Here is a 23,399-nt window from a genome sequence, read left to right as displayed (position 1 = left end):
CTTGCCGCATTGCGCGGCTCCTGAGAGTTTCCGAGAGTGTTTCCTAAGACATGGAGGAGAAATTTTCATGAATATTATAGAAGTCAGCCATTTGGTAAAGGAATACAAGAAGATCAAAAAAGAGAGGGGACTGTACGGAGCGGTGAAAAATCTGTTTGTGCAGGACGTACAGTATGTAAGGGCTGTGGATGATATTTCCTTTGAGGTGGAAAAAGGGGATATTGTGGCTTACATCGGCCCCAACGGCGCGGGAAAAAGTACCACGGTGAAGATGCTCTCCGGTATTCTGCAGCCCACTGCGGGAGAGATTCTGATTGACGGCATTTCTCCACAGAAGGACCGCAGGCGGGTGGTTAGGAACCTGGGCGTTGTATTCGGGCAGCGCAGCCAGCTGAACTGGAACCTGCGTCTGGGCGAGACCTTCGACCTGCTCAAAAGGATCTACCAGATTGAGGATGGGCTTTATGACAGGAACCTGAGGATGCTGGATGAGATCTTTCGATTCAGTGAATTTATCGACACTCCGGTGCGCCAGCTTTCCCTGGGACAGCGGATGAGAGGGGATCTGGCGGCGGCAATGCTCCACTCCCCGCAGATCTTATTCCTGGACGAACCGACCATCGGCCTGGACGTAGAGGCAAAATATTCTGTCCGAAAGTTCATCAGGGAGATCAACCAGCGCAGCGGGACGACCATCATCCTGACCACCCATGATCTGGGGGATGTCCAGGAGCTGTGCAGACGGCTGATCATCATCAATGAGGGAAAGATCATTGAGGACGGCTCACTGGACAGTCTGGTGGACCGGATCGCGCCCTATCGGCAGCTTGTGATTGACTTTTATCATCCCGCCGTTATCCGGCACCCGAAAGCGGAGCTGGTGTCCGTGGAGGAAGCCAGGGCTGTGTACAAATTCAAAAAGGACGAGATCACTGCGGCCCGCCTGATCGAGGATATTTCCCATACCGCGCCGATCAAGGAGGTAGGGCTTAAGGAGGCCAGGATTGATGATATCATAAGGACGGCATATTCCGGAAACGTCCCTCAATAAAAATACTTACGGCCAAATATTTCGGCACTTAATATAAAACGATTCAGCAGGGCAGCAGACGGGTCTGTGGTCTGGTCATGCATTCTTTGGAGCGGCTGATAACGTAAGGGAAGGAATACTATTCGTATTCCTTCCCCGCCAGTATTTCCTTATAATCCTGATAATTCCGTTCCAGCAGAGCCGGGGTGTCCAGCCCGTAGGGACATTTTTTACTGCAGGCGTTGCAATGCAGGCAGTCCTCGGTTTTTTTCATCATGGCCTGGGCTTTTTCGGTGAGCTGTTCTTCGGAGGGGGCCCGGCGGATCAGGAGGGACATTCTTGCGCAGGTGTTGATCTCAATGCCTGCCGGACAGGGCATGCAGTATCCGCAGCCGCGGCAAAATTCTCCCTGCAGCTCGTCCTGGTCGCGGCGGATCACCGCCGACAATTCCCCGTCTAAGACGGGTTCGTTTTCCTGATAGGAGAGAAATTCATCCAGCTCCGTTTCCCTCTGGATGCCCCAGATCGGGAGTACATTGTCAAACTGCAGCATGTATGCATAAGCGGCCGCGGAATGGTTGATCAGCCCGCCGGCCAGGGCTTTCATGGCGATGAAGCCCATATCGGCTGCTTTGCATTTTTTTACCAGGTCCAGCTCCTGGTCTGAGGACAGGTAGCTGAACGGGAACTGCAGCGTATCATAGAGTCCGCTCTCGACGGCTTCCCGGGCAACAGCCAGCCGATGGTTTGTGATGGCAATATGCCGGATCTTTCCCTGCTCCTTTGCTTTTTCCATGGCTTCATAGAGCCCGCTGCCGTCTCCCGGCTTCGGGCAGAAGGGCGTGTTGTGGAACTGGTAAATGTCCAGATAGTCGGTTTTCAGATTCCGAAGGGTGGTTTCCAGATCCTTCCAGAAATCCTCCGTATTTTCCGCTCCGGTCTTGGAAGCGAGGAAGATCTTGTCCCGACGGTCTTGAAATGCCATCCCTAATTTTTCTTCGCTGTCCGTATAGTACCGGGCAGTGTCATAAAAATCAATTCCATTGTCAAAGGCTTTGTGAAGCAGATATACGGCGTCCTTATCAGAAATGCGCTGGATCGGGAGCGCTCCGAAGCCGTTTTTGTTTACTGTGATATTCGTTTTTCCGAGGGTTATTTTTCTCATAGTCGTTTTTTCTCCATTACAGTGTTTTAGATCCAAAGGGCATACTATAGCAATTATTATAGCGCGCATGCATATTTGTGTAAAGAAGAAAAAATGTACGCCGCACCGAGCGCAGCCACCGTGCAGCAGGGTGCACGACGCCGTGTGAACAGTAACACATGCTTTCATATGAATTTTACTTTTCTGTGCCGGTATTTCATGCTATGATTAGTTCAGAGAATAAAAGCAGGATCAGAATGGGAGGTTGGAAATATTTTGGAAGCGATTTTGGAATATCTGCGGGATTTGAATGTTGCGTCAATATCACTTCGGATCGTTCTGTCCATTTTGATCGGGGGGATTTTGGGGATAGAGCGGGGAAGAAAGAACCGCCCCGCCGGGCTGCGTACCTATATCCTGGTGTGCCTGGGTTCCGCGCTGGTCATGATGACCAACCAATACGTATATATAACATTTGATACCGGAGACCCGGTCCGGCTGGGGGCCCAGGTGATCAGCGGCATCGGTTTTCTGGGTGCGGGAACGATTGTGCTGACCGGAAGAAATAAGATCATGGGGATTACCACCGCGGCGGGCTTGTGGACTGCGGCCTGCAGCGGGCTGGCCATCGGGATCGGATTCTATGAGGGTGCGGTTCTGGGCGGGCTTGCGATTGCATTTACCGTATCCGGGCTTCTGAAGTTTGACATCTGGATTCGGAAAAAGTCCATGTACCTGGATCTGTATATTGAATATAATGTAGAAAAAGGAAATTTCAGCGGATTTCTGCAGTACGCCAGGGAGCACGAATTTGAGGTGAGCAATATCCGGGTCAATAAAGGGTTTTCCTGGTCTGAACGGAATGGAAGGCCGGGGATACTCAGCTATACCGTAACGGTTTCCAGCCAGATACACCGTACCCATGCGGAGATTCTGGAAGTGCTGGCGCATGAGAAAGGGATTCAGTTTATTGAGGAATTATGAGTTACAGGCGCAATTGGTCAGGTTTGGCCTGTAACAATGGTGATGGTTACACCGGAATGAAATGAGGGAGAAGCGATGATAAAAGTATTTTTGGTAGAGGATGAAACGATCATCCGGCAGGGAATCCGCAACAATATCGACTGGGAATCCCATGGGCTGGAGCTGGTGGGGGAAGCCGAGGACGGGGAGTATGCCTATCCCATGATCCTCAAGAGCAAGCCGGACATTTTGCTCACAGATGTCAAAATGCCGTTCATGGACGGGCTGGAGCTGAGCCATCTGGTAAGAAAAGCGCTCCCCAGGACGAAGATCATCATACTCAGCGGATATGATGAATTTGAATATGCCAAGGAAGCGATCAAGATCGGGATCAGTGATTATCTTCTCAAGCCGGTGACTTCTTCCGTCCTGATCGACGCATTAAAAAAAGCCGCGGAGACGATTCGGGAGGAACGGGAGCACTCCCGGCTTTTGGAGCGGTATTTTGTGAACTACGAAAAATATATGAAATTTCCGGACAGGGCGGATTACAACGGGGTGGACCGAAAGCTCATAGAAAACTTTTTAAAAACCGGGGAGATCGACGAGTGCGGGCTTTTCATTGAGGAATATTTTGAGGCAGTCGGAAAAGAAAACTATATGTCCCTGATGCTGCGTCAGTATATCACCATGGATATATTTTACTGTGTACGGGAGTTTGTCAAATCCATCAATTCGGAGGAGGCGGAGAACGCTTCGGAGTGGACGGACTTGAAGCGGCTGGCCAAGGCGATTGAAAATGCGCGGGGCACCATGGACTATCTGAAGGGGCTTTTTACTTCCGCATTGTCCATCAGGGACAAAAACTCCGGGGATCGGTACGGCCAGATCATCCGGGAGGCCAAGGACTATATTGCGGAGAATTTCAGCAACAGCGAATTTTCACTGAACCGGGTCGCGGAATATATCGGCGTAAGCTCCAGCTATTTCAGCTCCATCTTCAAGCAGGGAACCGGGCAGACCCTGATGGAATACCTGACCAAAATCCGGATCGACAAGGCGTGCGAGCTTTTGAAATGTACCAACCTGCGGACCGCGGAGATCGGCGAACAGGTGGGCTACAGCGACCCCCATTATTTCAGTACGGCCTTTAAAAAAGCGACGGGACAGTCGCCGAAGGAATTTCGGGGCGGAAAAAACTGACCCTCGCGGCAGTCGCCAAATATCCATGTAAGCATGGCTGCTTGGCTCGTTGCTTCGCGGGAATAAAGAAAAAGAGGATAAAGCATTGAAAAGGAAGCAGAGGGAAGAAAAGAGGAAACGCCGCCTGACATTGAAAATGCGCCTGGCGCTTCTTTTGTTTGTTACGGCGATTCCGCTGACAGCCATGATGCTGGGGATTCTGAACATGATTCGGGATTATTCGGTGGCTTACAACGGGATCATAGCCAATCTGAAGGTGGCGAATGAATTTAATATCACGTTTAAGGAGGACATGGAGTATTCCATGTACCGGGTGATGATCGGGCTGATCGACGCTTCCAAATTTGAGGACGGGGATATTCTGGAAGGCTCAACAAAATATGCCACGGTGGTAAAGAATCCGGCCAATATGATCCAATCGGCCAGGTATTCTTTCGGAACCGCCATCGAACGGGTGCCGGGGTCGGACAGCGATATCAAGATCAAGGGAATCCTGTCCTGCCTGGACGGTTTGGAAACGGCTGTAGGGCGCATGATTGACAATTCCGCCGTACCGGGAACTTACGGGGAAAACGAGGTCATCTGGGAAAACGATATCAAGGGGCTATGCTCCATGATCCAGGACTACATCACCCAGTACACCTACTATGAACTGATCAATATGGAAAAACTCCAGAAGCATTTGGAGGAGCAGATGGAGCAAACCGTCAGGATCTTCATTGCCCTGCTGGTGGCAGTGCTGGCAGCAGGCTTCGGTCTGTCAACGATGGTCACAAAATCCGTCACCATCCCCATCAATTCCTTGCGGCAGACCGCGGAAAGGTTCGGTATGGGGGATCTGGAGGTGCGGGCCAGGATGTATGCCCTGGAGGAGGTCAATGTGCTTGCCAGAACCTTCAACACCATGAGCGACAAGATTTCGGAGCTTATGGAGAGGACAAAGCGGGAGCAGAAGAACCTGCGGGAGGCAGAGTTAAGGCTCCATCAGGAGCAGATCAACCCGCATTTTCTATACAATACCCTGGATTCCATCGTGTGGCTTGCGGAGGGCGGAAACAACAGGCAGGTGGTGGAGATGACCGCCGACCTGAGCGATTTTTTCCGTACCGTGCTTTCCGGCGGAAATGACTATATTACCGTGAAGGAGGAGGAAAGCCACATTCAGAGCTACCTGAAGATCCAGAAGATCCGCTATGAAAATATCCTGGATTATGCGATCTGTATTGAGCCGGATATTGAAGAGCAGGTGATCCTCAAAATGACTCTCCAGCCTATTGTGGAAAATGCGCTGTACCACGGGATCAAGAATAAGCGGGGCGGCGGAAAGATCGTCATCCGCGGCCGCAGGGAGGGGGACCGTATTGTATTTGAGGTGGAGGATAACGGGATCGGCATGGACGCTGCCCGTCTCGGGGAGATTGAGAAGAAGCTCCGGGGGGAGAAAAGCAGCCTGCACTCCAAAGGGGGATTCGGCCTCAATAACGTAGCCCAGAGGATACGCATGTATTATGGGGACCAGTCGGATATTCAGATCACATCGAAGAAGGACGAGGGCACCTGCGTCAGGATCTGTCTGGGACAGCCTGCGGACAGGGATTAAAAAAAATTATAAAAATTTATGAAAAAAATGCATTTTTTACTGCCGGTGGAGGGAAAACAGCCCGAAACCGGTTTTTTCATAAAAAAATATTCAACTTTTTTCAAAAAATATCTCATGGTAAATGCAGGGGGCAGCTCTTATAATAAGAGTATAAAAAAGCCAAGGAGGAAATGTATTATGAAGAAAAAAGTATTATCCGTATTTTTAATTGCGGCGATGGCGCTGTCCATGACGGCATGCGGTTCCGGCAATTCGGGTTCAGGTTCGGGGTCGTCCGAAGGGGATACGGCGCCGGCCTCTGATGAAGCGGAGGATACGGGATCAGAAGGAGATGCGGATTCCGGCGAGCTCATCACGGTTGGCTATGCACAGGTAGGCGCTGAGTCTGACTGGAGAACGGCGAATACAGAATCCTTCAAATCCACATTTATCGAGGAAAACGGATACAAACTGATTTTTGACGATGCGCAGCAGAAGCAGGAGAACCAGATCAAAGCAATCCGTTCCTTCATCCAGCAGGAGGTGGATTACATCGTAGTTGCACCTGTAGTTGAGACCGGTTGGGAGACTGTTCTTGAGGAAGCAAAGGAAGCAGGCATCCCGGTGATCCTTTCCGACCGTATGATGGACGTATCTGACGACAGCCTGTTTGAGGCATGGGTCGGCGGCAACTTCGTAAAAGAAGGGGAGACCTGCGGCGACTGGCTTGCAGACTATCTGGAAGAGCAGGGCCGGGGCGATGAAGAGATCAATATGGTGACCATTCAGGGGACCATCGGCGCATCCGCGCAGGTTGGACGTACGGAAGGCATGGCAAACAAGCTGGAGGAGCATTCCAACTGGAAGATGCTGGATATGCAGTCCGGAGAATTTACACAAGCAAAGGGCCAGGAAGTTATGGAGTCCTTCTTAAAGAGCTATGACGACATTGACGTAGTGATCTGTGAGAATGATAACGAAGCATTCGGCGCGATCGACGCAATCAAGGCGGCAGGAAAGAGCTGCGGACCGGACGGCGATATCATCGTAGTGAGCTTTGACTCTGTAAAGGCTGCTTTTGAATCAATGATCGCAGGCGACCTGAACGCAACCTTCGAGTGCAACCCGCTCCACGGACCGCGTGTGGCTGAGATCATCCAGAAGCTGGAAGCAGGCGAGACTGTAGATAAGATCCAGTATGTAGACGAGGCATATTTTGATACAAGCATGGATCTGGAAACCATTTTGGCAGAGAGGGCGTATTAGTCAGATCCCCTTTGAGGGGGGAACAGCAGCGCATATCAAACTCTGAAATCCGATAACCCGTAGTATTTATTGTCAGGGGGCGCAGAGCCGGAGGCTTAGATTCTCCTCTCTGCGTCTCCTTTTTATACCATCGTATGCGGAAACGCTGCCAGCGGCAGGTTTTTATGTATGCAGAAAAAGGAGGCACTGCTTTTATGGAAAAGGATTCTGTTCTCGAAATGAGGCATATCTATAAGACGTTCCCGGGTGTAAAAGCTCTGCAGGATGTTGATTTTACCCTGGCCAAGGGGGAAATCCATGCCCTGATGGGGGAGAACGGGGCAGGCAAATCTACGCTGATCAAGGTCCTGACCGGGGTAGAGGAATTTGAGACAGGGGAGATCATGATGGAGGATTCGACCCACCCCATCATCAACCGCAGCCCGCAGGAGGCACAGAAGCACGGGATCAGCACCGTGTACCAGGAGATCAACCTGTGTCCCAACCTGACAGTGGCGGAAAACCTGTTCATCGGGCGGGAACCCAGGCGGTTCGGAATGATCGACTGGAAGGCTATGAACAAAAGGGCCGGGGAGCTGCTCGCGGATCTGGACATTTTTGCGGACGTAACGAAAACCATTGACCAGTATTCCATTGCGGTTCAGCAGATGATCGCCATTGCCAGGGCCGTGGATATGTCGGCAAAGGTTCTGATTCTCGACGAGCCCACATCCTCTCTGGACGACAGCGAGGTAGAGAAGCTGTTCCGGCTGATGCGCAGGCTCAAGTCCGAAGGGGTGGGCATTATATTCGTGACGCATTTTCTGGAGCAGGTCTATGAGGTCTGCGATAAGATCACGGTTCTGAGAAACGGCCGGCTCATCGGCAGCTATACGACGGCGGAGCTCCCCAGGGTGCAGCTTGTGGCCAAGATGATGGGGAAGGACTTTGACGACCTGGCGGCCATCAAACAGACCGACGGCGGAACCGGCTCATACCGGGATGAGGACATTGTCATCAAGGCGGTGGGTCTTGGCAGAAAGGGCTATATCAAGCCTTTTGATCTGGTGATACATAAGGGCGAGGTGGTCGGTTTTACAGGGCTTTTAGGCTCCGGCCGTTCCGAGACAGTCCGCGTGCTTTACGGGGCGGAGAGGACGGATGAGGGCGAGCTGTTTGTGAAGGGAAAGAAGCTTGCGGCAAAGCACCCTATACATTCCATGTACGAGGGCATGGCCTATCTTCCGGAGGACAGGAAGAATGAGGGGATCATTGCGGATCTCTCCGTGCGTGAAAACCTGATCATTGCGCTCCAGGCGAAGCGGGGGCTGTTCCATCTGCTTTCCAGGAAGCAGCAGGAGGAATTTACGGACAAATACATCGACATGCTTCAGATCAAGACGGCGAACAGGGAGACGCCCATCAAGTCTCTGTCCGGCGGAAACCAGCAGAAGGTGATCATCGGAAGATGGCTTTTGACCAATCCGGATTTCCTGATCCTTGACGAGCCTACCCGCGGAATTGATGTGGGGACAAAGACGGAGATCCAGAAGCTGGTGATCCGGCTGGCAAAGGAAGGGATGGCGGTGGTGTTCATTTCTTCGGAGATCGAGGAGATGCTGCGTACCTGCGAGCGCATGGTGGTCATGCGGGACGGAAGCAAGGTAGGCGAGCTGAGCGGGGAAGAGATGAACCAGTCGGCCATTATGTCAACCATAGCAGGAGGACAGTGATATGAACAATACATTGAAAAATATAACATCAAAACGATTATTCCTTCCGATTTTCTGTCTCATACTGGTGCTTTTGATCAATCTTGTCACGAGGCCCGATTTTTTCTCCATTGAGATCCGGGACGGGGTGCTGTACGGATTTTTGATCGACATTATCAACCGGGCTTCCGAGCTGGTGATCCTGGCGGTGGGCATGACGCTGGTGGTATCTGCTTCCGCAGGAACCGACATTTCCGTGGGCGCCATCATGGCGGTCAGCGCGGCGGTATGCTGCAACGTGCTGACCGGCGGCGAACGTGCGGCCACGGAATATGCAAACCCGCTGATCCTGGGATTTTTGGCGGCCATCCTGGTGGGGACGCTGATCGGATGCTTTAACGGGGTGCTTGTGGCAAAGCTGAATATCCAGCCGATGGTTGCCACCCTGATTATGTTTACGGCAGGAAGGGGGATCGCCCAGCTGATCACGGACGGGCAGATCACCTATGTGCGGGTGGAGAGCTATAAGACGCTGGGTTCGTCGTTTCCGGGCTTTCCGGTTCCGGCGCCCTTTATCGTATCCATTGTGGTGGTGGCGGCTACCGTGCTGCTGCTGAACCGGACGGCGCTGGGCATGTACATCCAGGCTGTGGGGATCAATAAAAAGGCGTCCGGCCTGACCGGGATCAAGGCGGTGCTGATTATTTTCCTGGCCTATGCTTACTGCGGTTTCTGCTCCGGGCTTTCCGGGCTGATCGCTTCCAGCCGGATTTACTCCGCCGATGCAAATAACATCGGCCTGAACATGGAACTGGATGCGATCCTGGCAGTGGCCATCGGCGGAAACTCGCTGGGCGGGGGACGGTTTTCCATTGCAGGCTCCGTTATCGGCGCGTATACCATCCAGGCGCTTACCACGACCCTGTATGCCATGCATGTTTCTTCCGACCAGATTCCGGTGTACAAGGCGATTGTGGTCGTGATCATTGTAACCCTCCAGTCCCCGGGATTTGCAAGGTGGCGGAAGGCGCTTGCCCAAAAGAAGGTGGACAGGGCGGAAGGAAAGGAGGCGGCATAAATGAAAAAGAAATTTACTTTGAACCAGACCAGTTTTCTTCTCTTGATTACGATTGTACTGTTTTTCGTAATGTACGCGGTGGGGTGCGTCATTTTTAAGGATCAGGGCTTTGCGAAAACCCAGAACTTCCTGAATCTGTTTGTTTCCAATGCCGGGCTGATCGTGATTGGAATCGGTATGACGGTGGTTATGATCACAGGGGGCATTGATATCAGCGTGGGTTCTTTCGTGGCCATGGGCTGCATGATGCTGGCCTGGATGATGGAGAGGGCCGGCATGGGCGCGGTTCCGTCGGTTCTGATCGTGCTTTTGACAGGAGTGGTATTTGGACTGGTGCAGGGGTTTCTTGTGGCGTATATGGATATCCAGCCGTTTATTGTGACTCTGGCAGGCATGTTTTTTGCAAGGGGGATGACGGCGATCATCTCCAAGGATATGATCAGTATCAGCAATGAGATGTTTATGGGATGGGCGAAGATGAAGATTTACTTCCCGTTCGGCGGCCATGTAAACCGAAAGGGCGAGATGATCTACCCTTATGTATATCCTACCGTGGTGATCGCGCTGCTCCTGCTGGCCGGGGCATTTATCATGCTGAAATATACGAAGTTCGGGCGCAGCATCTATGCGGTCGGCGGAAATGAGCAGTCGGCGCTGATGATGGGACTGAACGTGCGGCGCGTGAAGCTGAAGGCGTACATGCTGGACGGGTTTCTGTGCGGCGTGGGAAGCATCCTGTTCTGCCTGAATACCCTGGGCGGCTTTGTGGAGCAGGCCAAGGGCTTTGAGATGGACGCGATCGCCTCCGCGGTGATCGGCGGCACGCTGCTGACAGGAGGCGTGGGCAATGTGATCGGGACCCTGTTCGGCGTGCTGATCAAGGCTACGATTGAAGCGTTTATTACATTCCAGGGGACGCTGTCCTCCTGGTGGACCAGGATTACCATTGCGGCGCTGCTTTGCTTCTTTATTGTGCTGCAGTCGGTGCTGGCGATGCTGAAAAAGAAGAAATAGGGATGTGGCGGGTTTAGTCGCAGGGCACACTTACTCCAGGTGTGCCCTGCTTTCATTTACCCCATAATTCTTCCGGAACTGCTTCGGCGTTGTGCCGGTCTGCCGGCGGAACACGGAAATAAAGTAGCTGACATCATGAAATCCGCTCATATGGCTGATGCTCTGGACCTTCAGATAGGGTTTCCCGACCAGCAGCTCCTTTGCCCGGTTGATTCGAAAACGGGTGATATAGTTCTGTACGGAGTATCCGGTAAAGCGGCGGAACAGCCGGGTGAGGTACTGGGGGCTGACATGGACCTCACGGGCCAGGCCCTCCACATCGGGCACAGCGGCAGGATCTGTTTCAATTCTTTCTATTACCGGCGACACATACTGCAGGTACAGCGGGTGTTCCGTCTGGGAATGGTTCATATAAAGATTGGAAAAATGCATCAAAAATTCATAGCACTGGACGGACAGGCTTAAGTCGTCCAGGCGGTTTTCCAGGTAAGCTTCAAGCGTCCGGTCAATCCAGTCCTGAAAATACCGGCCTTCCTCGGCGTCGATGAAAAGGCAGGCGGAATCCCCGCAGATTTTGCGGATATCATTTGCCAGTGTTCCGCCGAAGGTCAGGAAAGAGGTGGTCCAGATCTCTGTGTTGTTGCGGTAGCGGTGGGGCGTATGGGGGGCGATCAGGAGTCCTTCTCCGGGCTTTAGGACGAACGCTTCCCCGGCCAGCGTGACCGTCCCCTCGCCCTTTTCTGTCTGGAGCCAGTGGTACAGGGGAAAGCCCCTTGGACGGGTAATGGAGTCCTGGGTCCAGCGGTTGCCGATGCTGTCAATGGTCAGGGGCAGCTCCTGTATGGAAAGCTTGAAATAAATAGGCATGTGATCCCTCCGTTATCTGTTTCGAAAATTTATACTTTTTAGCTTACCTTACCATACTTTCTCACTGAAAGAAAGATTATAATGAAAATACCGAAAAGCAAAAATCTAAGAGCGGAGGTATAGAACGATGAAAGCAAAATTTAATAAAATGCTGTACGGCGGCGATTATAATCCGGAGCAGTGGCCGAAGGACGTCTGGCAGCAGGACATGGAACTGTTTGACAAGGCGGGGATCAACAGCGCGACGATCAATGTATTTTCCTGGGCCAGAATCCAGCCGGCGGAGGAGGTTTACGACTTCCGGGAGCTGGATGAGATCGTGGATACTCTGGCTAAGGCGGGAAAACAGATTGTGCTGGCAACCTCCACGGCGGCCCTTCCGGCCTGGATGGTGAAGCGTTATCCGGAGGTGGCGCGGGTGGATTATGAAGGCCGCCGCCACAAGTTCGGCCAGCGGCACAACGCCTGTCCCAACAGCCCGGTGTACCGGCATTTTGTGAAGGAGCTGACGGCCCGCCTGGCAGAGCGTTACGGCAGTCATGAACATGTAGTGTGCTGGCATATCAACAATGAATACGGCGGGGAATGCTATTGTGAGAACTGTGAGAAAGCATTTCGGGTCTGGCTGCGGAAAAAGTACGGAACCATCGAAGCGCTGAACAAGGCGTGGAATCTGACCTTCTGGGGCCACAATATTTACGACTGGGACGAGGTCGTGCTGCCAAATGCCCTCAGTGAGGGGATTGAAGGAGAGGAAGAGCCGGGAAATGAAAAAACCGCGTTTGCGGGGATATCTATTGACTACCGGCGGTTCAACTCGGACAGCATTCTGGATAATTTCCGGCTGGAGCGGGATACCATCCAGCAGTATGACAGGGATACGCTGGTCACCACGAATCTGATGGGTACGTATAAAGGACTGGATTATTTTAAATGGGCGAAGGAGATGGACATTGTTTCCTGGGACAATTATCCCAGCTATGATACCCCATGGAGCACGGTCGCCATGTGGCATGACCTGATGCGCGGATTGAAAAACGCGCCCTTCATGCTGATGGAGCAGACCCCCAGCCAGCAGAACTGGCAGCCCTACAATTCCCTGAAAAAACCGGGGCAGATGCGGGCCCAGAGCTGGCAGACCGTTGCCCACGGCGCAGATACGATCCAGTTTTTCCAGCTCCGCAGATCGGTGGGCGGATGTGAGAAGTTCCACGGAGCGGTGATCGGGCATGCAGGCTCCGACCAGACCCGGGTATTCCGGGAGGTGGCGCAGCTCGGGGAAGAACTGAATCGGATCGGAGACTCCATCATCGGATCGAAAACGGAATCGAAGGTGGGAATCATGTTCGACTGGGACAATTACTGGGCGCTGGAATATACAAGCGGCCCCAACAAAGACCTGAAATACGTGGATCAGATCACCAGATATTATGAATATTTTTACAGCAAAAATATGTCCGTCGATCTGATCCCTGTGGATGCGGATTTTTCCAGATACGACCTGGTGGCGGCGCCGGTGCTGTACATGGTGAAGGAGGGCATGGCTAAGGCCCTGGAACGCTATGTGGCGGAAGGCGGCACCCTGGTCACCGGATTTATGAGCGGCATTGTAAATGAGTCCGACAACGTACATCTGGGCGGCTACCCGGGGCCACTGCGCGCTCTGGCGGGTATCTGGGCGGAGGAGATCGACGCGCTGGCGCCGGAACAGTCCAATGAAATCCTGTTTACCGACGGGACAAAGGCCTGCTGCGGACTGCTGTGCGATATCCTTCATCTGGAAGGCGCCGAGGAGATCGCCCGGTACGGGAGTAATTTTTATGCGGGTACTCCGGCTGTTACGAAAAATGCGTTTGGAAAGGGATACACGTACTATGTAGGAAGCGTGCTGTCTGAGGACGGGCTTGCGAAAGTGCTGGATCTGGCCTGCGATGGGGCGGGTGTTGCTTCCGTGATCGGGGAAGAAACAGAACTGGAAGTGACGAGACGAATTTCGGATGCGGGGGCGGTCTATTTTGTGATGAACTTCAAGGATCAGGAGCTTCCGCTGCCGACGGTATTTGCCGGGAAGAAGGATCTGCTGTCGGGACAGACGATGGAGGAAGGGGAAATGCTGGGGAAGTATGATGTGAGGATTGCTGTGTTGTAATAAGGCTGTCGGTCAATGCAGTGACTGGAAAAAAATGGAACTGGAAGCTTTTGACTTCCAGTTCCAGAGTTAAAACGGCATTTGCCAAAGATCCATGCAAGCATGGCTACTTGGCTCGTTGCTTCGCGGGAATAAAGTATCTGGGATTTATCATGCAAATGCGATATGATGCTTCTTCAATAATTCCATTGCCCTGGCAAGGTCGGCTTCCTTTTGAACAAGCTCAGTAAGTGCGGCGTCTTTTTCGGTAAGTGCAGCATCCTTTTCAGTAAGTGCGGCAGCTTTTTCAGTAAGTGCTTCAGCTATCTCAGCAAGCGCGGCATCTCTTTCCGCGCGCAGCACATCATTCTCGCCCTGCATCAGCTTTATCCCCTTCTGAATCCCTCTGTTCTCAACCTGATCCAATATCTCACACATATTCGGCTCACCTCCTGTAGTTTTTACCTTCTGTGCTTCTAAAAATCTTTCATCCCCGGTCATGACTGACATAAATTTCAGCATGGCATCCACATGCTTTATCGTCTTTTTGCTGGGAATATAAGTTTTGTTTTTCCGCTTCTGTACGAAGTAATCCGCCACAATCCGAAAATCACTCCTGAATAGCTTTACCTGCTCCTCTGTCAAATACGCGATCTCGAATATATGAAGCTTATAGTCATTGACATATTCTTCCAATCCTTCGGGAATCTCAACCATTTCTTTTATGGATCTGGGTCCGCTCCAGCGGGATTCGCCAAAATACAGGACGATGCTCAGCACCGGGCAGCGCCCTTTTGAGTTCTCATCAAGAAGCTGCGACCGATAGGCAGCGCCGTCATATCCAATGACCCGGAAAGGCATATCTTTGTCCGGATTCGTTTGATTCTCCAGTCCCAAAATGGCAATCTTTACCTTGCCGACAGACCAGTATTTCGCATTGTCTCGTTCTTCCTCATGCAGACTTCCTTTATCCGCCTTATACTGAGATCTGACCTTTAAAGATCTCAAGTCTCTGGACTTAACCGTCCGCTTTCCGCAAAAGACGAATCCGTTAACGATGTCAGAGAATACATCGTTATAATCCTCTAAATTTTTTTCTACGATATCTTTTTGTCCCATTCATTTTCCTCGTTGGTTTCTATTATATTATAGTTCATCGACTGCCGGAATACAAGTTCAATTCCGAATTGCGTGCTTCATGGACACCTGTGGTGTTACAGTTCACGGCCCAACCAGCCGCGAACTGTAACCACCTGTGAAAGGTGAACCAAATGACCATAAATTCCATTATATAACCATCATATCATCTCCTCCCTTCGTAACCTGTAACCAATTTGCGAAGCAAATTGATTGCCTTCTGAATGCAACCACTTGCACAGCAAGTGATTGCTTGCCCGCCATCTGCGAAGCAGATTTTAAATGCGGGCAATACCCGTATCATTTTTTCATACGATACTTTACACTACCGTTACAGTTTACCGGCTGGCCAGTGAACTGTAAGTGCGGCTCAGAACATAAATACACGAAGTATCCGCTGTAAAAACAGTTGTTATTCTGAACTCTTAATAAAAAACTGTTTCAAACATTGAAGTAAAGGCGATACAGCCCTGAAAATAAAAAGACATTTTCATTGTAGATTGATAGAATGTTTGAAAAATGCACCTGCAGTGATCGTTCCTCTGTCTGCTTGACAGAGGAAATATCATTGCGAGATGCATTTACTTTAGCATATCCGGAAATAAAAAGCAATTTCTTTTTCAAAAAATAAGAATTTTCCTGTTACTGTGTGGTCGAGTAGACATGCCCCTTACGGGGTATGCCCCTCCCAGAACCCGGCGTGCAGCTTTCCCGCACCGGGCTCCTTGCAAGACGAATTGTTCACAACGATCTTGCACACGCGTTTACATAGATTCCTGGCCTTGCTAATGGGTACTCCTTTAGCATGCCATTGAATCCATCCCAATTGCAGCTTTTCTTTTGGCTTCCACTTCCAGAGTTAAAACGGCAATCAAGTATTTGGGATTTATCATGCAAATGCGATATGATGCTTCTTCAATAATTCCATTGCTCTGGCAAGGGCGGCATCCTTTTGAACAAGCTCAGTAAGGGCGGCGTCCTTTTCAGTAAGGGCGGTGTCTTTTTCACTAAGTGCGGCAGCTTTCTCGGCAAGCGCGGCATCTCTTTCCGCGCGCAGTATATCATTCTCGCCCTGCATCAACTTTATCCCCTTCTGAATCCCTCTGTTCTCAACCTGATCCAATATCTCACACATATTCGGCTCACCTCCTGTAGTTTTTACCTTCTGTGCTTCTAAAAATCTTTCATCCCCGGTCATGACTGACATAAATTTCAGCATGGCATCCACATGCTTTATCGTCTTTTTGCTGGGAATATAAGTTTTGTTTTTCCGCTTCTGTACGAAGTAATCCGCCACAATCCGAAAATCACTCCTGAATAGCTTTACCTGATCCTCTGTCAAATACGCGATCTCGAATATATGAAGCTTATAGTCATTGACATATTCTTCCAATCCTTCGGGAATCTCAACCATTTCTTTTATGGATCTGGGGCCGCTCCAGCGGGATTCGCCAAAATACAGGACGATGCTCAGCACCGGGCAGCGCCCTTTTGAGTTCTCATCAAGAAGCTGCGACCGATAAGCAGCGCCGTCATATCCGATGATCCGGAAAGGCATATCTTTGTCCGGATTCGTTTGATTCTCCAGGCCCAAAATGGCAATCTTTACCTTGCCGACAGACCAGTATTTCGCATTGTCTCGTTCTTCCTCATGCAGACTTCCTTTATCCGCCTTATACTGAGATCTGACCTTTAAAGATCTCAAGTCTCTGGACTTAACCGTCCTCTTTCCGCAAAACACGAATCCGTTAACGATGTCAGAGAACACATCGTTATAATCCTCTAAATTTTTTTCTACGATATCTTTTTGTCCCATTCATTTTCCTCGTTGGTTTCAATTATATTATAGTTCATCGACTGCCGGAATACAAGTTCAATTCCGAATTGCGTGCTTCATGGACACCTGTGAAAGGTGAACCAAATGACCATAAATTCCATTATATAACCATCATATCATCTCCTCCCTTCGTAACCTGTAACCAATTTGCGAAGCAAATTGATTGCCTTCTGAATGCAACCACTTGCACAGCAAGTGATTGCTTGCCCGCCATCTGCGAAGCAGATTTTAAATGCGGGCAATACCCGTATCATTTTTTCATACGATACTTTACACTATCGTTACAGTTTACCGGCCAATGTCATTTAGTTAAACAAAGCCAGACCGGTGTTCTATAAATTATTAGATATAAAGTGGACTTGTTTTCACAGCACAAGCCAGAACATATGTTTTTGCTTGTGTCTGAGAGACTGTTCGGATCATAATGAAAGAGGTGAAAATTATTTTTGGGCATGACGACTAAGCAGATCCGCATCTGCTTAAAAAATATCTATATTTAAGGTAAAAATGCTTTCAGGCTGCCCGGTATATAAGATATCGCGGCCTCCGGAAATGGGCTGTCTTTAGCCTGTGATACTGCCGTTCATTTCGGATCGGGATCAACCTGCGCTGAAGCAGGGCGGTTACATTGATTGAGCCTTCTTTCACAGAAGGACGTAGGAACACCCTGCAAATATGGGCTGCTGTACCAAAATGTATTTTGTAATCATGCTTTGTCTTCTTTTGATGGACCACAGCAGTATGGTTGATGATACTTTCTGTCAAGTTGTAGACGATGAGTTTTGCCCATATTTCCTGTTTGACAAAGTCCGGCTTATAAGAATGGAAATTGATCAATCCGATGGTATATTTCAGTTTCCGAAATGAGGATTCCACGCCCCACCTGGAAAAATAAAGCTCTTTTAGACGCTTTGGCGGAAATTCCTCTTCCGGGAGATTGGTAACCAGGCACTCATAAGTGGACTCTGATATGGGAAACCTGACAATGCGGAACGTAAGCTGGTAGGTATCCCGTGTCCCGTACTCAATAAAATCAAAGGAGGTTGCCTTATCGACAAAACGGCGGTATCCCTCTACAGCAATCTTTTTTGACTGGCTGCGTACCAGGGTGACCCGAACCCGGATGTCAAAGGATTCCTTGTCAGGAAAATCAAAACCGGAAAGAAGGCCTTTGGAATGGATATCCTTTGCGCGGAAGAGGAAAAACTGCCCTTTTTTGAGCACATGGGCCATATTATTATAGGAGCAGTAACCACGGTCACCGATAAAAATAGTCTTTTTCCAGGGGGAAGTCTGATGGCGGTCCACCAGGGTGGCAAAGGCCCGGTATTCATCCTTATTGTGAATCGGCTGGATCAGTGCATCGGTATAGATGTGCTTGTCCAGATTGTACAGGGCATTTAAATGCAAACTGTAAAATCCTTTGGCAGAATGCCCTTCGGAAACAAAGTAGTCAGGGGAAGCAAACGTGGGCTTACTGAAAAAGGAAAAGGTAGAGCCATCCGCAGCAATGGATTCATAGCCGTCTGCGCCTTCCAAGGAAGAGAGTGAGGAATGGAAGTGATGAAAAACGGCTTCCATGGCTTCCGGTTTTAACTTTGCCCGTTGCTGATTGAGTGCGGAAACGGAAGGGGCATCTGCATCCAGATCAAAAAACTCCAAAAGTTCCTCGGAAGTGGAGGAAGAGCCCTGGGAAACCAAAAACGTAATGAGCTTATCCGGTGGAAGCTTTTTCTGGCGGGTAAAATCCTTGTCTGGGTGGACGGAGTATTTTGAGATTGTGGACGCAACGCTGTCCACAGCAGAAGAAAAAAGAGCCTTGATTTTTTCATGAAACATAACGAATGTACCTCCTTGGATTAGAATCATATATCGCTCTAAATCCAAGGGCCGCGCTCGCTACCTCTAAAAAGAGGATCAGCAGCGAGCGCGGCCGCACATTTTGTTTGATTTGTCAAGTACTAATATAAAATTCCGCAAAAAAATCAAAAAGAATGGTTAGACCCCCACTTAAAAAAGGCTCTACCCCATCCATCTGAGTTTTCTGCTGAAAAAAACAATAATTTCCATGAAAATGGATTTTCAGATGCAAGGTTTTCAGATAGAATAACCCCAGTAATATCGCGGGTTGAAGCCAACAAGACGGGTGAACACCGGTGAGTGGAACATCGGATTTCGTCCATATATTAACTAAATGACATTGGTTCACACGGTGTCGTGCACTTGCTGCACGGCATCCGGCCAATTCAGTGATGGGGCGGGCATCCAGCCCCTCGCCGTCAGGCGACTTTTCAATGGGCTGGATGCGTTACAGTTCGCGGCCGGTTGGGCCGTGAACTGTAACATATAATGCCTGGATTTAAGCACAGGCCGCACCCTGAAACTTGATAAATACGGATATTCATGATACGATGAATGACAATGAAAGAGAATCCGTTTTGATTGGGGACGGGTTCAGATTTGGAGGGACGGCTGTATGGGAAAGTATTTGAATCCAACGAATAAGGGGTTTGAAATCGCACGTAATTCTAAGATATACGTAGATAAAACGGGGCTGATCAAATATACAAACAGCGTACTGGACACGGAACAGCGGTTTATCTGTGTCAGCAGGCCGCGCCGTTTCGGTAAATCAATGGCCGCTCAAATGCTCCTCGCTTATTACTGCAAAGCGTATGACTCCCGTCCATTGTTTGACGGGTTAAAAATCGAAAAAGACGAGTCCTTCCATTGCCATTTGAACCGGTATGATATATTGTTCCTGGATATGCAGAGATTTTTAAACCGTGCAAAATCTCCGAAAAATCTGACTGCTTATCTGCAGAAGACCGTTTTGTCTGAGCTAAAGGAAGTATATGCGGACTGCATTCATCCCGAATCGTCCGATCTGACGGCTGCCCTGGAAACCCTCGCGGAAAAGGCAGGGAAGGCATTTATCTTTATCATCGACGAATGGGATTGTGTTTTCAGGGAAACACGCAATGACGCTGCGGCACAGAAAGAGTATCTTGATTTTCTCAGGGATTTATTTAAAGGACAGACTTATGTAAAACTGGCATATATGACAGGAATTTTGCCGATCAAAAAATACGGCACACATTCCGCACTGAATATTTTTTATGAATACTCTATGACTGAACCGAAAGAAATGGCTGAATATACAGGGTTCACCGAGAACGAAGCGGAACATCTCTGCCGGGAATACGGCATGGATTTTTCAGAAATGCAGAAGTGGTACGACGGTTATAAGCTTAAGAATGTCAGCCATATGTATAATCCAAAATCTGTAGTAGATGCCCTGTTAAACGCAGAATTTCACAGTTATTGGACCGGCACGGAAACGTATGAAGCTCTGAAAGTTTACATGGATATGAATTTTGACGGCCTGAAAGATTCCATCCTTGAGATGATGGGAAATGGGCGATGCAGGATCAATTACAGAAAATTTCAAAATGACATGACCACCTTCAAAAGTCGGGATGATGTATTGACCTTGCTGGTGCACCTTGGCTATCTTGCCTACGATGAAACAGCAAAGGAAGTTTTTATTCCAAATATGGAGATTTATGATGAATTTGAAAATGCCGTCGAAGGAGAGGGGTGGGATGAAGTCGCAAAAGTACTGAGTGCGTCAGAAGATTTGTTAAATGCCACGCTGCGCGGTGACGCTGCCGCTGTCGCATTTGGAATAGACAGGACGCATATGGATAATACGTCCATACTTTCCTATAATGATGAAAATTCGTTAAGCTGTGTAATCACTTTAGCATATTACAGTGCCAGAAAAGATTATATACTGGTTCGAGAGTTTCCGGCAGGAAAAGGATTTGCTGATATTGTTTTTCTCCCCAGGATTTTTTCAAATAAACCTGCTTTGATTGTCGAATTAAAATGGAATAAATCAGCCGCCGGAGCAATTCATCAAATTAAAGAGCGGAAATATATAAAAGCACTTGAAAGTTATAGCGGAGACGTGCTATTGGTCGCTGTAAACTACGATAAAACGGCAAAAAAACACGAGTGTATCATCGAAAAAATTGAGAAGGAATCACAATCATGATGAATGAAAGACAAATCAGCACTGGCGGGCTTTCTGACCGGAGCGTTTCTGCCCATCGGCATGTTTCCCGCAAATATCCGCAAACTGTTTGCGCTGGTTCCGGCACACCACGGCGCAACGCTTATGCGCAGGGTCATGACGGAGGAACCGCTGGCGGCTGTATTCGGCAGCGTGCCCGACCAGACCGTCAAAAGAACTTTTATGACAGCCCGGGAAATCACGGATATCTATGCATCAGAAAACGGGATCACCTATCTGTTCGGCGAACTGCGGAATGTCAGATCAGATACCGGTCCTTTGCCAGCTTTTTCAGCCTGGAAAAATCGGCAACCCGGTAGCCCTGCTCCGTTTTTTCCAGCATTCCCTCCTCCACAAAACTGCTGAGAATCCGGAGGAAATGCCGGTAGCCGATTCCCAGAAACAGCGGGATGTCTTTCAGATCTTTTAAGATTTCCTCCTGGCTGTCCAGTGTCAGGATGTAGGAAGCGACCCGGCTTTTATGAGGCGAGAGCTGGTTGATGGACCAGTTATGGTTGGAAACATGCATCACTTCGGCATAATTTTTTCCAAGGTAGAACAAAAAGTCGGGATCTCTGCGCAAGGTATCCCGGCATTTATGAAACGGCAGATAGAAGCAGTAAGAGGTCTCCTCTGTTTTTAAGGAGGCGGAAACCGGATAGCCCAGGAAGAACTCCGCCCCGCCGTATATGCGCGGCCCTCCTGAAAAACGGAGAATGACCTCGTCGCCGTCGTCCAGCATGTGCAGGATCTTAATATTTCCTTCCAGATGAAAATAAAAACCGTCCAGCAGATATCCCTGTAAAAAGATAAATTCATTTTTATCATACATTTTCAAATTCATGTGCGGCTTCATGGAAACAGGAAAAATCGAAAAAATATCGTACTTTTCAGCAAACGAGTCGAAAATTCTGGGATTATGTATTATTTTCATGAAAAACTCCGTTTCTATGACAAATGTCACAACAAATCTACAAAAAAAGTATACTATTGATTTTGAAAAAACACAAGAACTACCAAAATCAAGGAGGGTAACTATGAATCTGCTGGAAAATCGTTTCGGACTCAAAGCCGCAGGCACAGATGTCCGCACGGAAACCGTAGCCGGGATCACGACCTTCGCCACCATGGCGTACATCCTGATCCTCAACCCAAAATTCATGGGCATGGCGGGGATGGACCCTGTAGGCGTGCTGATTACCACGGCGTTGATCTCCGGCCTGGTCACGATCGCCATGGGAATTGTCTCTAATCTGCCCTTTGCCCTGGCCCCCGGAATCGGCTCCTGTGTCATGATCGCAACGGCAATCGTGATCCCGGGACTGGCTTCCTGGCAGACCGCGCTGGGCATGGTGCTGATCTCCGGTATCCTCTTTCTGCTCCTCAGCCTTTTCCGTCTGCGGGAACAGATCGTTATGCTGATTCCGAAAAATATCAAGATCGGGATCAGCGCGGGACTGGGAGTGTTCATCATCCGGACCGCCCTGATCAATGCCGGGCTGTTTACCGAAGGATTCAAAGGATTCGGAGATTTTTCCCAGCCCCAGGTGCGTCTGGCTGCCATCGGGCTTGTGCTTGCGCTGCTGTTTTCCTTTCTGCGTGTGAAGGTGGGTGAAAAAACCTATCAGATCCGGGGCGCGCTGCTACTGTCGATCATCCTCACCACCGTCATCGGCGTCTTTATGGGCTGCGTAGCGCTCCCGGAAAGTATTTTTACCAGCGGCGCTTTATCTTCCGCCAAAAATGTCTGTTTTAAGGCGGATCTTTTCGGCGCCCTTCGTTTGGAATATATTTCCCTCATCTTCGCCTTTTTCATCAGCGACTTTTTCGGAACGCTGGCAACGGCTCTGGGCCTGGCCGGAAAAGTGGGCATGATGGATGAGGACGGAAATTTCCCGTCCATCGGCAAGGTGTTCCTGGTGGATGCTGTCGGCACCGTGGTGGGCGCTTTTACCGGGCTGGCGGTTGTCACCACGTATGTGGAAAGTGCATCCGGCGTGGAGAGCGGCGGACGTACCGGGCTGGCTTCGGTTGTCACAGGGATCATGTTCCTGCTGTGCATTGCCTTTGCTCCGCTATTTTTGATGATTCCGGACGCAGCTACCGCGCCGGTTCTGATCATGATCGGCATTTCCATGATGCAGGGCCTGCAGAATGTAGATTTCAGCGACTGCGAATGGCCCCCGGTTGCGGTCATGGTGATCGCAATGCTGTTTTACGGCATTTCACAGGGAATCGCCATCGGGCTGTTCTCCTACTGCGTCATCAAACTGGCTTACGGACTGTTTACCGATGACCGGAGTGAAAATGCCCTGCCGTCCCTGCCGACGGTGATACTGACGGTTCTGGCCTGCTGCCAGTTTGTTCTTTGATCCAGGGCGGCA

Annotated in this window: 17 protein-coding genes; 11 read left to right on the top strand and 6 right to left on the bottom strand. The window is 49.9% G+C overall.

Annotated features, from left to right (window positions below):
- Positions 1 to 67: 67 nt before the first annotated feature.
- Entirely contained in the window at positions 68 to 1,051 is a 984-nt protein-coding gene (locus tag EBB54_RS22360) for an ABC transporter ATP-binding protein (RefSeq protein ID WP_016298263.1), read from the top strand.
- Between the two features lie 118 nt (positions 1,052 to 1,169).
- Here the strand turns inward: EBB54_RS22360 and EBB54_RS22355 are convergent, their stop codons facing one another.
- Entirely contained in the window at positions 1,170 to 2,195 is a 1,026-nt protein-coding gene (locus EBB54_RS22355; protein ID WP_125129057.1) for an aldo/keto reductase, read from the bottom strand.
- 255 nt (positions 2,196 to 2,450) lie between these two features.
- Between EBB54_RS22355 and EBB54_RS22350 the strand changes: the two genes are divergently transcribed.
- From EBB54_RS22350 to EBB54_RS22320, 7 genes are all read left to right on the top strand, one after another.
- Positions 2,451 to 3,158: an MgtC/SapB family protein gene (locus tag EBB54_RS22350; protein ID WP_004071435.1), complete on the top strand. Its 708-nt coding sequence runs from the start codon at positions 2,451 to 2,453 to the stop codon at positions 3,156 to 3,158.
- 75 nt (positions 3,159 to 3,233) lie between these two features.
- A complete protein-coding gene (locus EBB54_RS22345; RefSeq protein WP_125129056.1) occupies positions 3,234 to 4,340 on the top strand; it encodes a response regulator transcription factor in 1,107 nt (368 codons plus the stop codon).
- Between the two features lie 85 nt (positions 4,341 to 4,425).
- Positions 4,426 to 5,940: a sensor histidine kinase gene (locus tag EBB54_RS22340; protein ID WP_125129055.1), complete on the top strand. Its 1,515-nt coding sequence runs from the start codon at positions 4,426 to 4,428 to the stop codon at positions 5,938 to 5,940.
- A gap of 228 nt (positions 5,941 to 6,168) precedes the next feature.
- Entirely contained in the window at positions 6,169 to 7,185 is a 1,017-nt protein-coding gene (locus tag EBB54_RS22335) for an ABC transporter substrate-binding protein (RefSeq protein WP_408640807.1), read from the top strand.
- 194 nt (positions 7,186 to 7,379) lie between these two features.
- Positions 7,380 to 8,897 carry a sugar ABC transporter ATP-binding protein gene (locus EBB54_RS22330; RefSeq protein ID WP_125129053.1) on the top strand — a complete coding sequence of 506 codons (1,518 nt, stop codon included), beginning with the start codon at positions 7,380 to 7,382 and terminating at the stop codon, positions 8,895 to 8,897.
- Between the two features lies 1 nt (position 8,898).
- Entirely contained in the window at positions 8,899 to 9,954 is a 1,056-nt protein-coding gene (locus EBB54_RS22325; RefSeq protein ID WP_125129052.1) for an ABC transporter permease, read from the top strand.
- The gene (locus EBB54_RS22320; RefSeq protein WP_004071418.1) at positions 9,955 to 10,968 is read left to right on the top strand and encodes an ABC transporter permease subunit; all 1,014 of its coding nucleotides are present in this window, start codon (positions 9,955 to 9,957) and stop codon (positions 10,966 to 10,968) included.
- 30 nt (positions 10,969 to 10,998) lie between these two features.
- Here the strand turns inward: EBB54_RS22320 and EBB54_RS22315 are convergent, their stop codons facing one another.
- Positions 10,999 to 11,835, bottom strand: coding sequence for an AraC family transcriptional regulator (locus EBB54_RS22315; protein ID WP_125129051.1), 837 nt, complete (start codon positions 11,833 to 11,835; stop codon positions 10,999 to 11,001).
- A 127-nt stretch (positions 11,836 to 11,962) separates the two neighbouring features.
- Here EBB54_RS22315 and EBB54_RS22310 point away from each other — a divergent pair, with 127 nt between their 5' ends.
- Positions 11,963 to 13,984: a beta-galactosidase gene (locus EBB54_RS22310; protein WP_125129050.1), complete on the top strand. Its 2,022-nt coding sequence runs from the start codon at positions 11,963 to 11,965 to the stop codon at positions 13,982 to 13,984.
- 150 nt (positions 13,985 to 14,134) lie between these two features.
- Here EBB54_RS22310 and EBB54_RS22305 read toward each other — a convergent pair whose 3' ends face one another.
- The 3 genes from EBB54_RS22305 to EBB54_RS22290 form a co-directional block, all read right to left on the bottom strand.
- Positions 14,135 to 15,082: an Rpn family recombination-promoting nuclease/putative transposase gene (locus EBB54_RS22305; RefSeq protein WP_125129049.1), complete on the bottom strand. Its 948-nt coding sequence runs from the start codon at positions 15,080 to 15,082 to the stop codon at positions 14,135 to 14,137.
- Positions 15,083 to 15,989: 907 nt separating this feature from the next.
- Entirely contained in the window at positions 15,990 to 16,916 is a 927-nt protein-coding gene (locus EBB54_RS22295; RefSeq protein ID WP_125129048.1) for an Rpn family recombination-promoting nuclease/putative transposase, read from the bottom strand.
- A gap of 534 nt (positions 16,917 to 17,450) precedes the next feature.
- On the bottom strand, positions 17,451 to 18,776 hold the full coding sequence (locus EBB54_RS22290) for an IS4 family transposase (RefSeq protein WP_125127865.1): 1,326 nt from the start codon (positions 18,774 to 18,776) through the stop codon (positions 17,451 to 17,453).
- Between the two features lie 637 nt (positions 18,777 to 19,413).
- Between EBB54_RS22290 and EBB54_RS22285 the strand changes: the two genes are divergently transcribed.
- Positions 19,414 to 20,997 carry an AAA family ATPase gene (locus tag EBB54_RS22285; protein WP_125129047.1) on the top strand — a complete coding sequence of 528 codons (1,584 nt, stop codon included), beginning with the start codon at positions 19,414 to 19,416 and terminating at the stop codon, positions 20,995 to 20,997.
- Between the two features lie 277 nt (positions 20,998 to 21,274).
- Here the strand turns inward: EBB54_RS22285 and EBB54_RS22280 are convergent, their stop codons facing one another.
- A complete protein-coding gene (locus EBB54_RS22280) occupies positions 21,275 to 21,859 on the bottom strand; it encodes a Crp/Fnr family transcriptional regulator (protein ID WP_162307183.1) in 585 nt (194 codons plus the stop codon).
- Positions 21,860 to 22,052: 193 nt separating this feature from the next.
- Here EBB54_RS22280 and EBB54_RS22275 point away from each other — a divergent pair, with 193 nt between their 5' ends.
- Positions 22,053 to 23,387 carry an NCS2 family permease gene (locus EBB54_RS22275; protein WP_125129045.1) on the top strand — a complete coding sequence of 445 codons (1,335 nt, stop codon included), beginning with the start codon at positions 22,053 to 22,055 and terminating at the stop codon, positions 23,385 to 23,387.
- Positions 23,388 to 23,399 lie beyond the last annotated feature (12 nt).

It is taken from the genome of Schaedlerella arabinosiphila (assembly GCF_003885045.1).
GTDB lineage: Bacteria > Bacillota > Clostridia > Lachnospirales > Lachnospiraceae > Schaedlerella > Schaedlerella arabinosiphila.
Note: the sequence above shows the minus strand (reverse complement) of the source record. Positions and strands in the feature narration are given on the sequence as shown.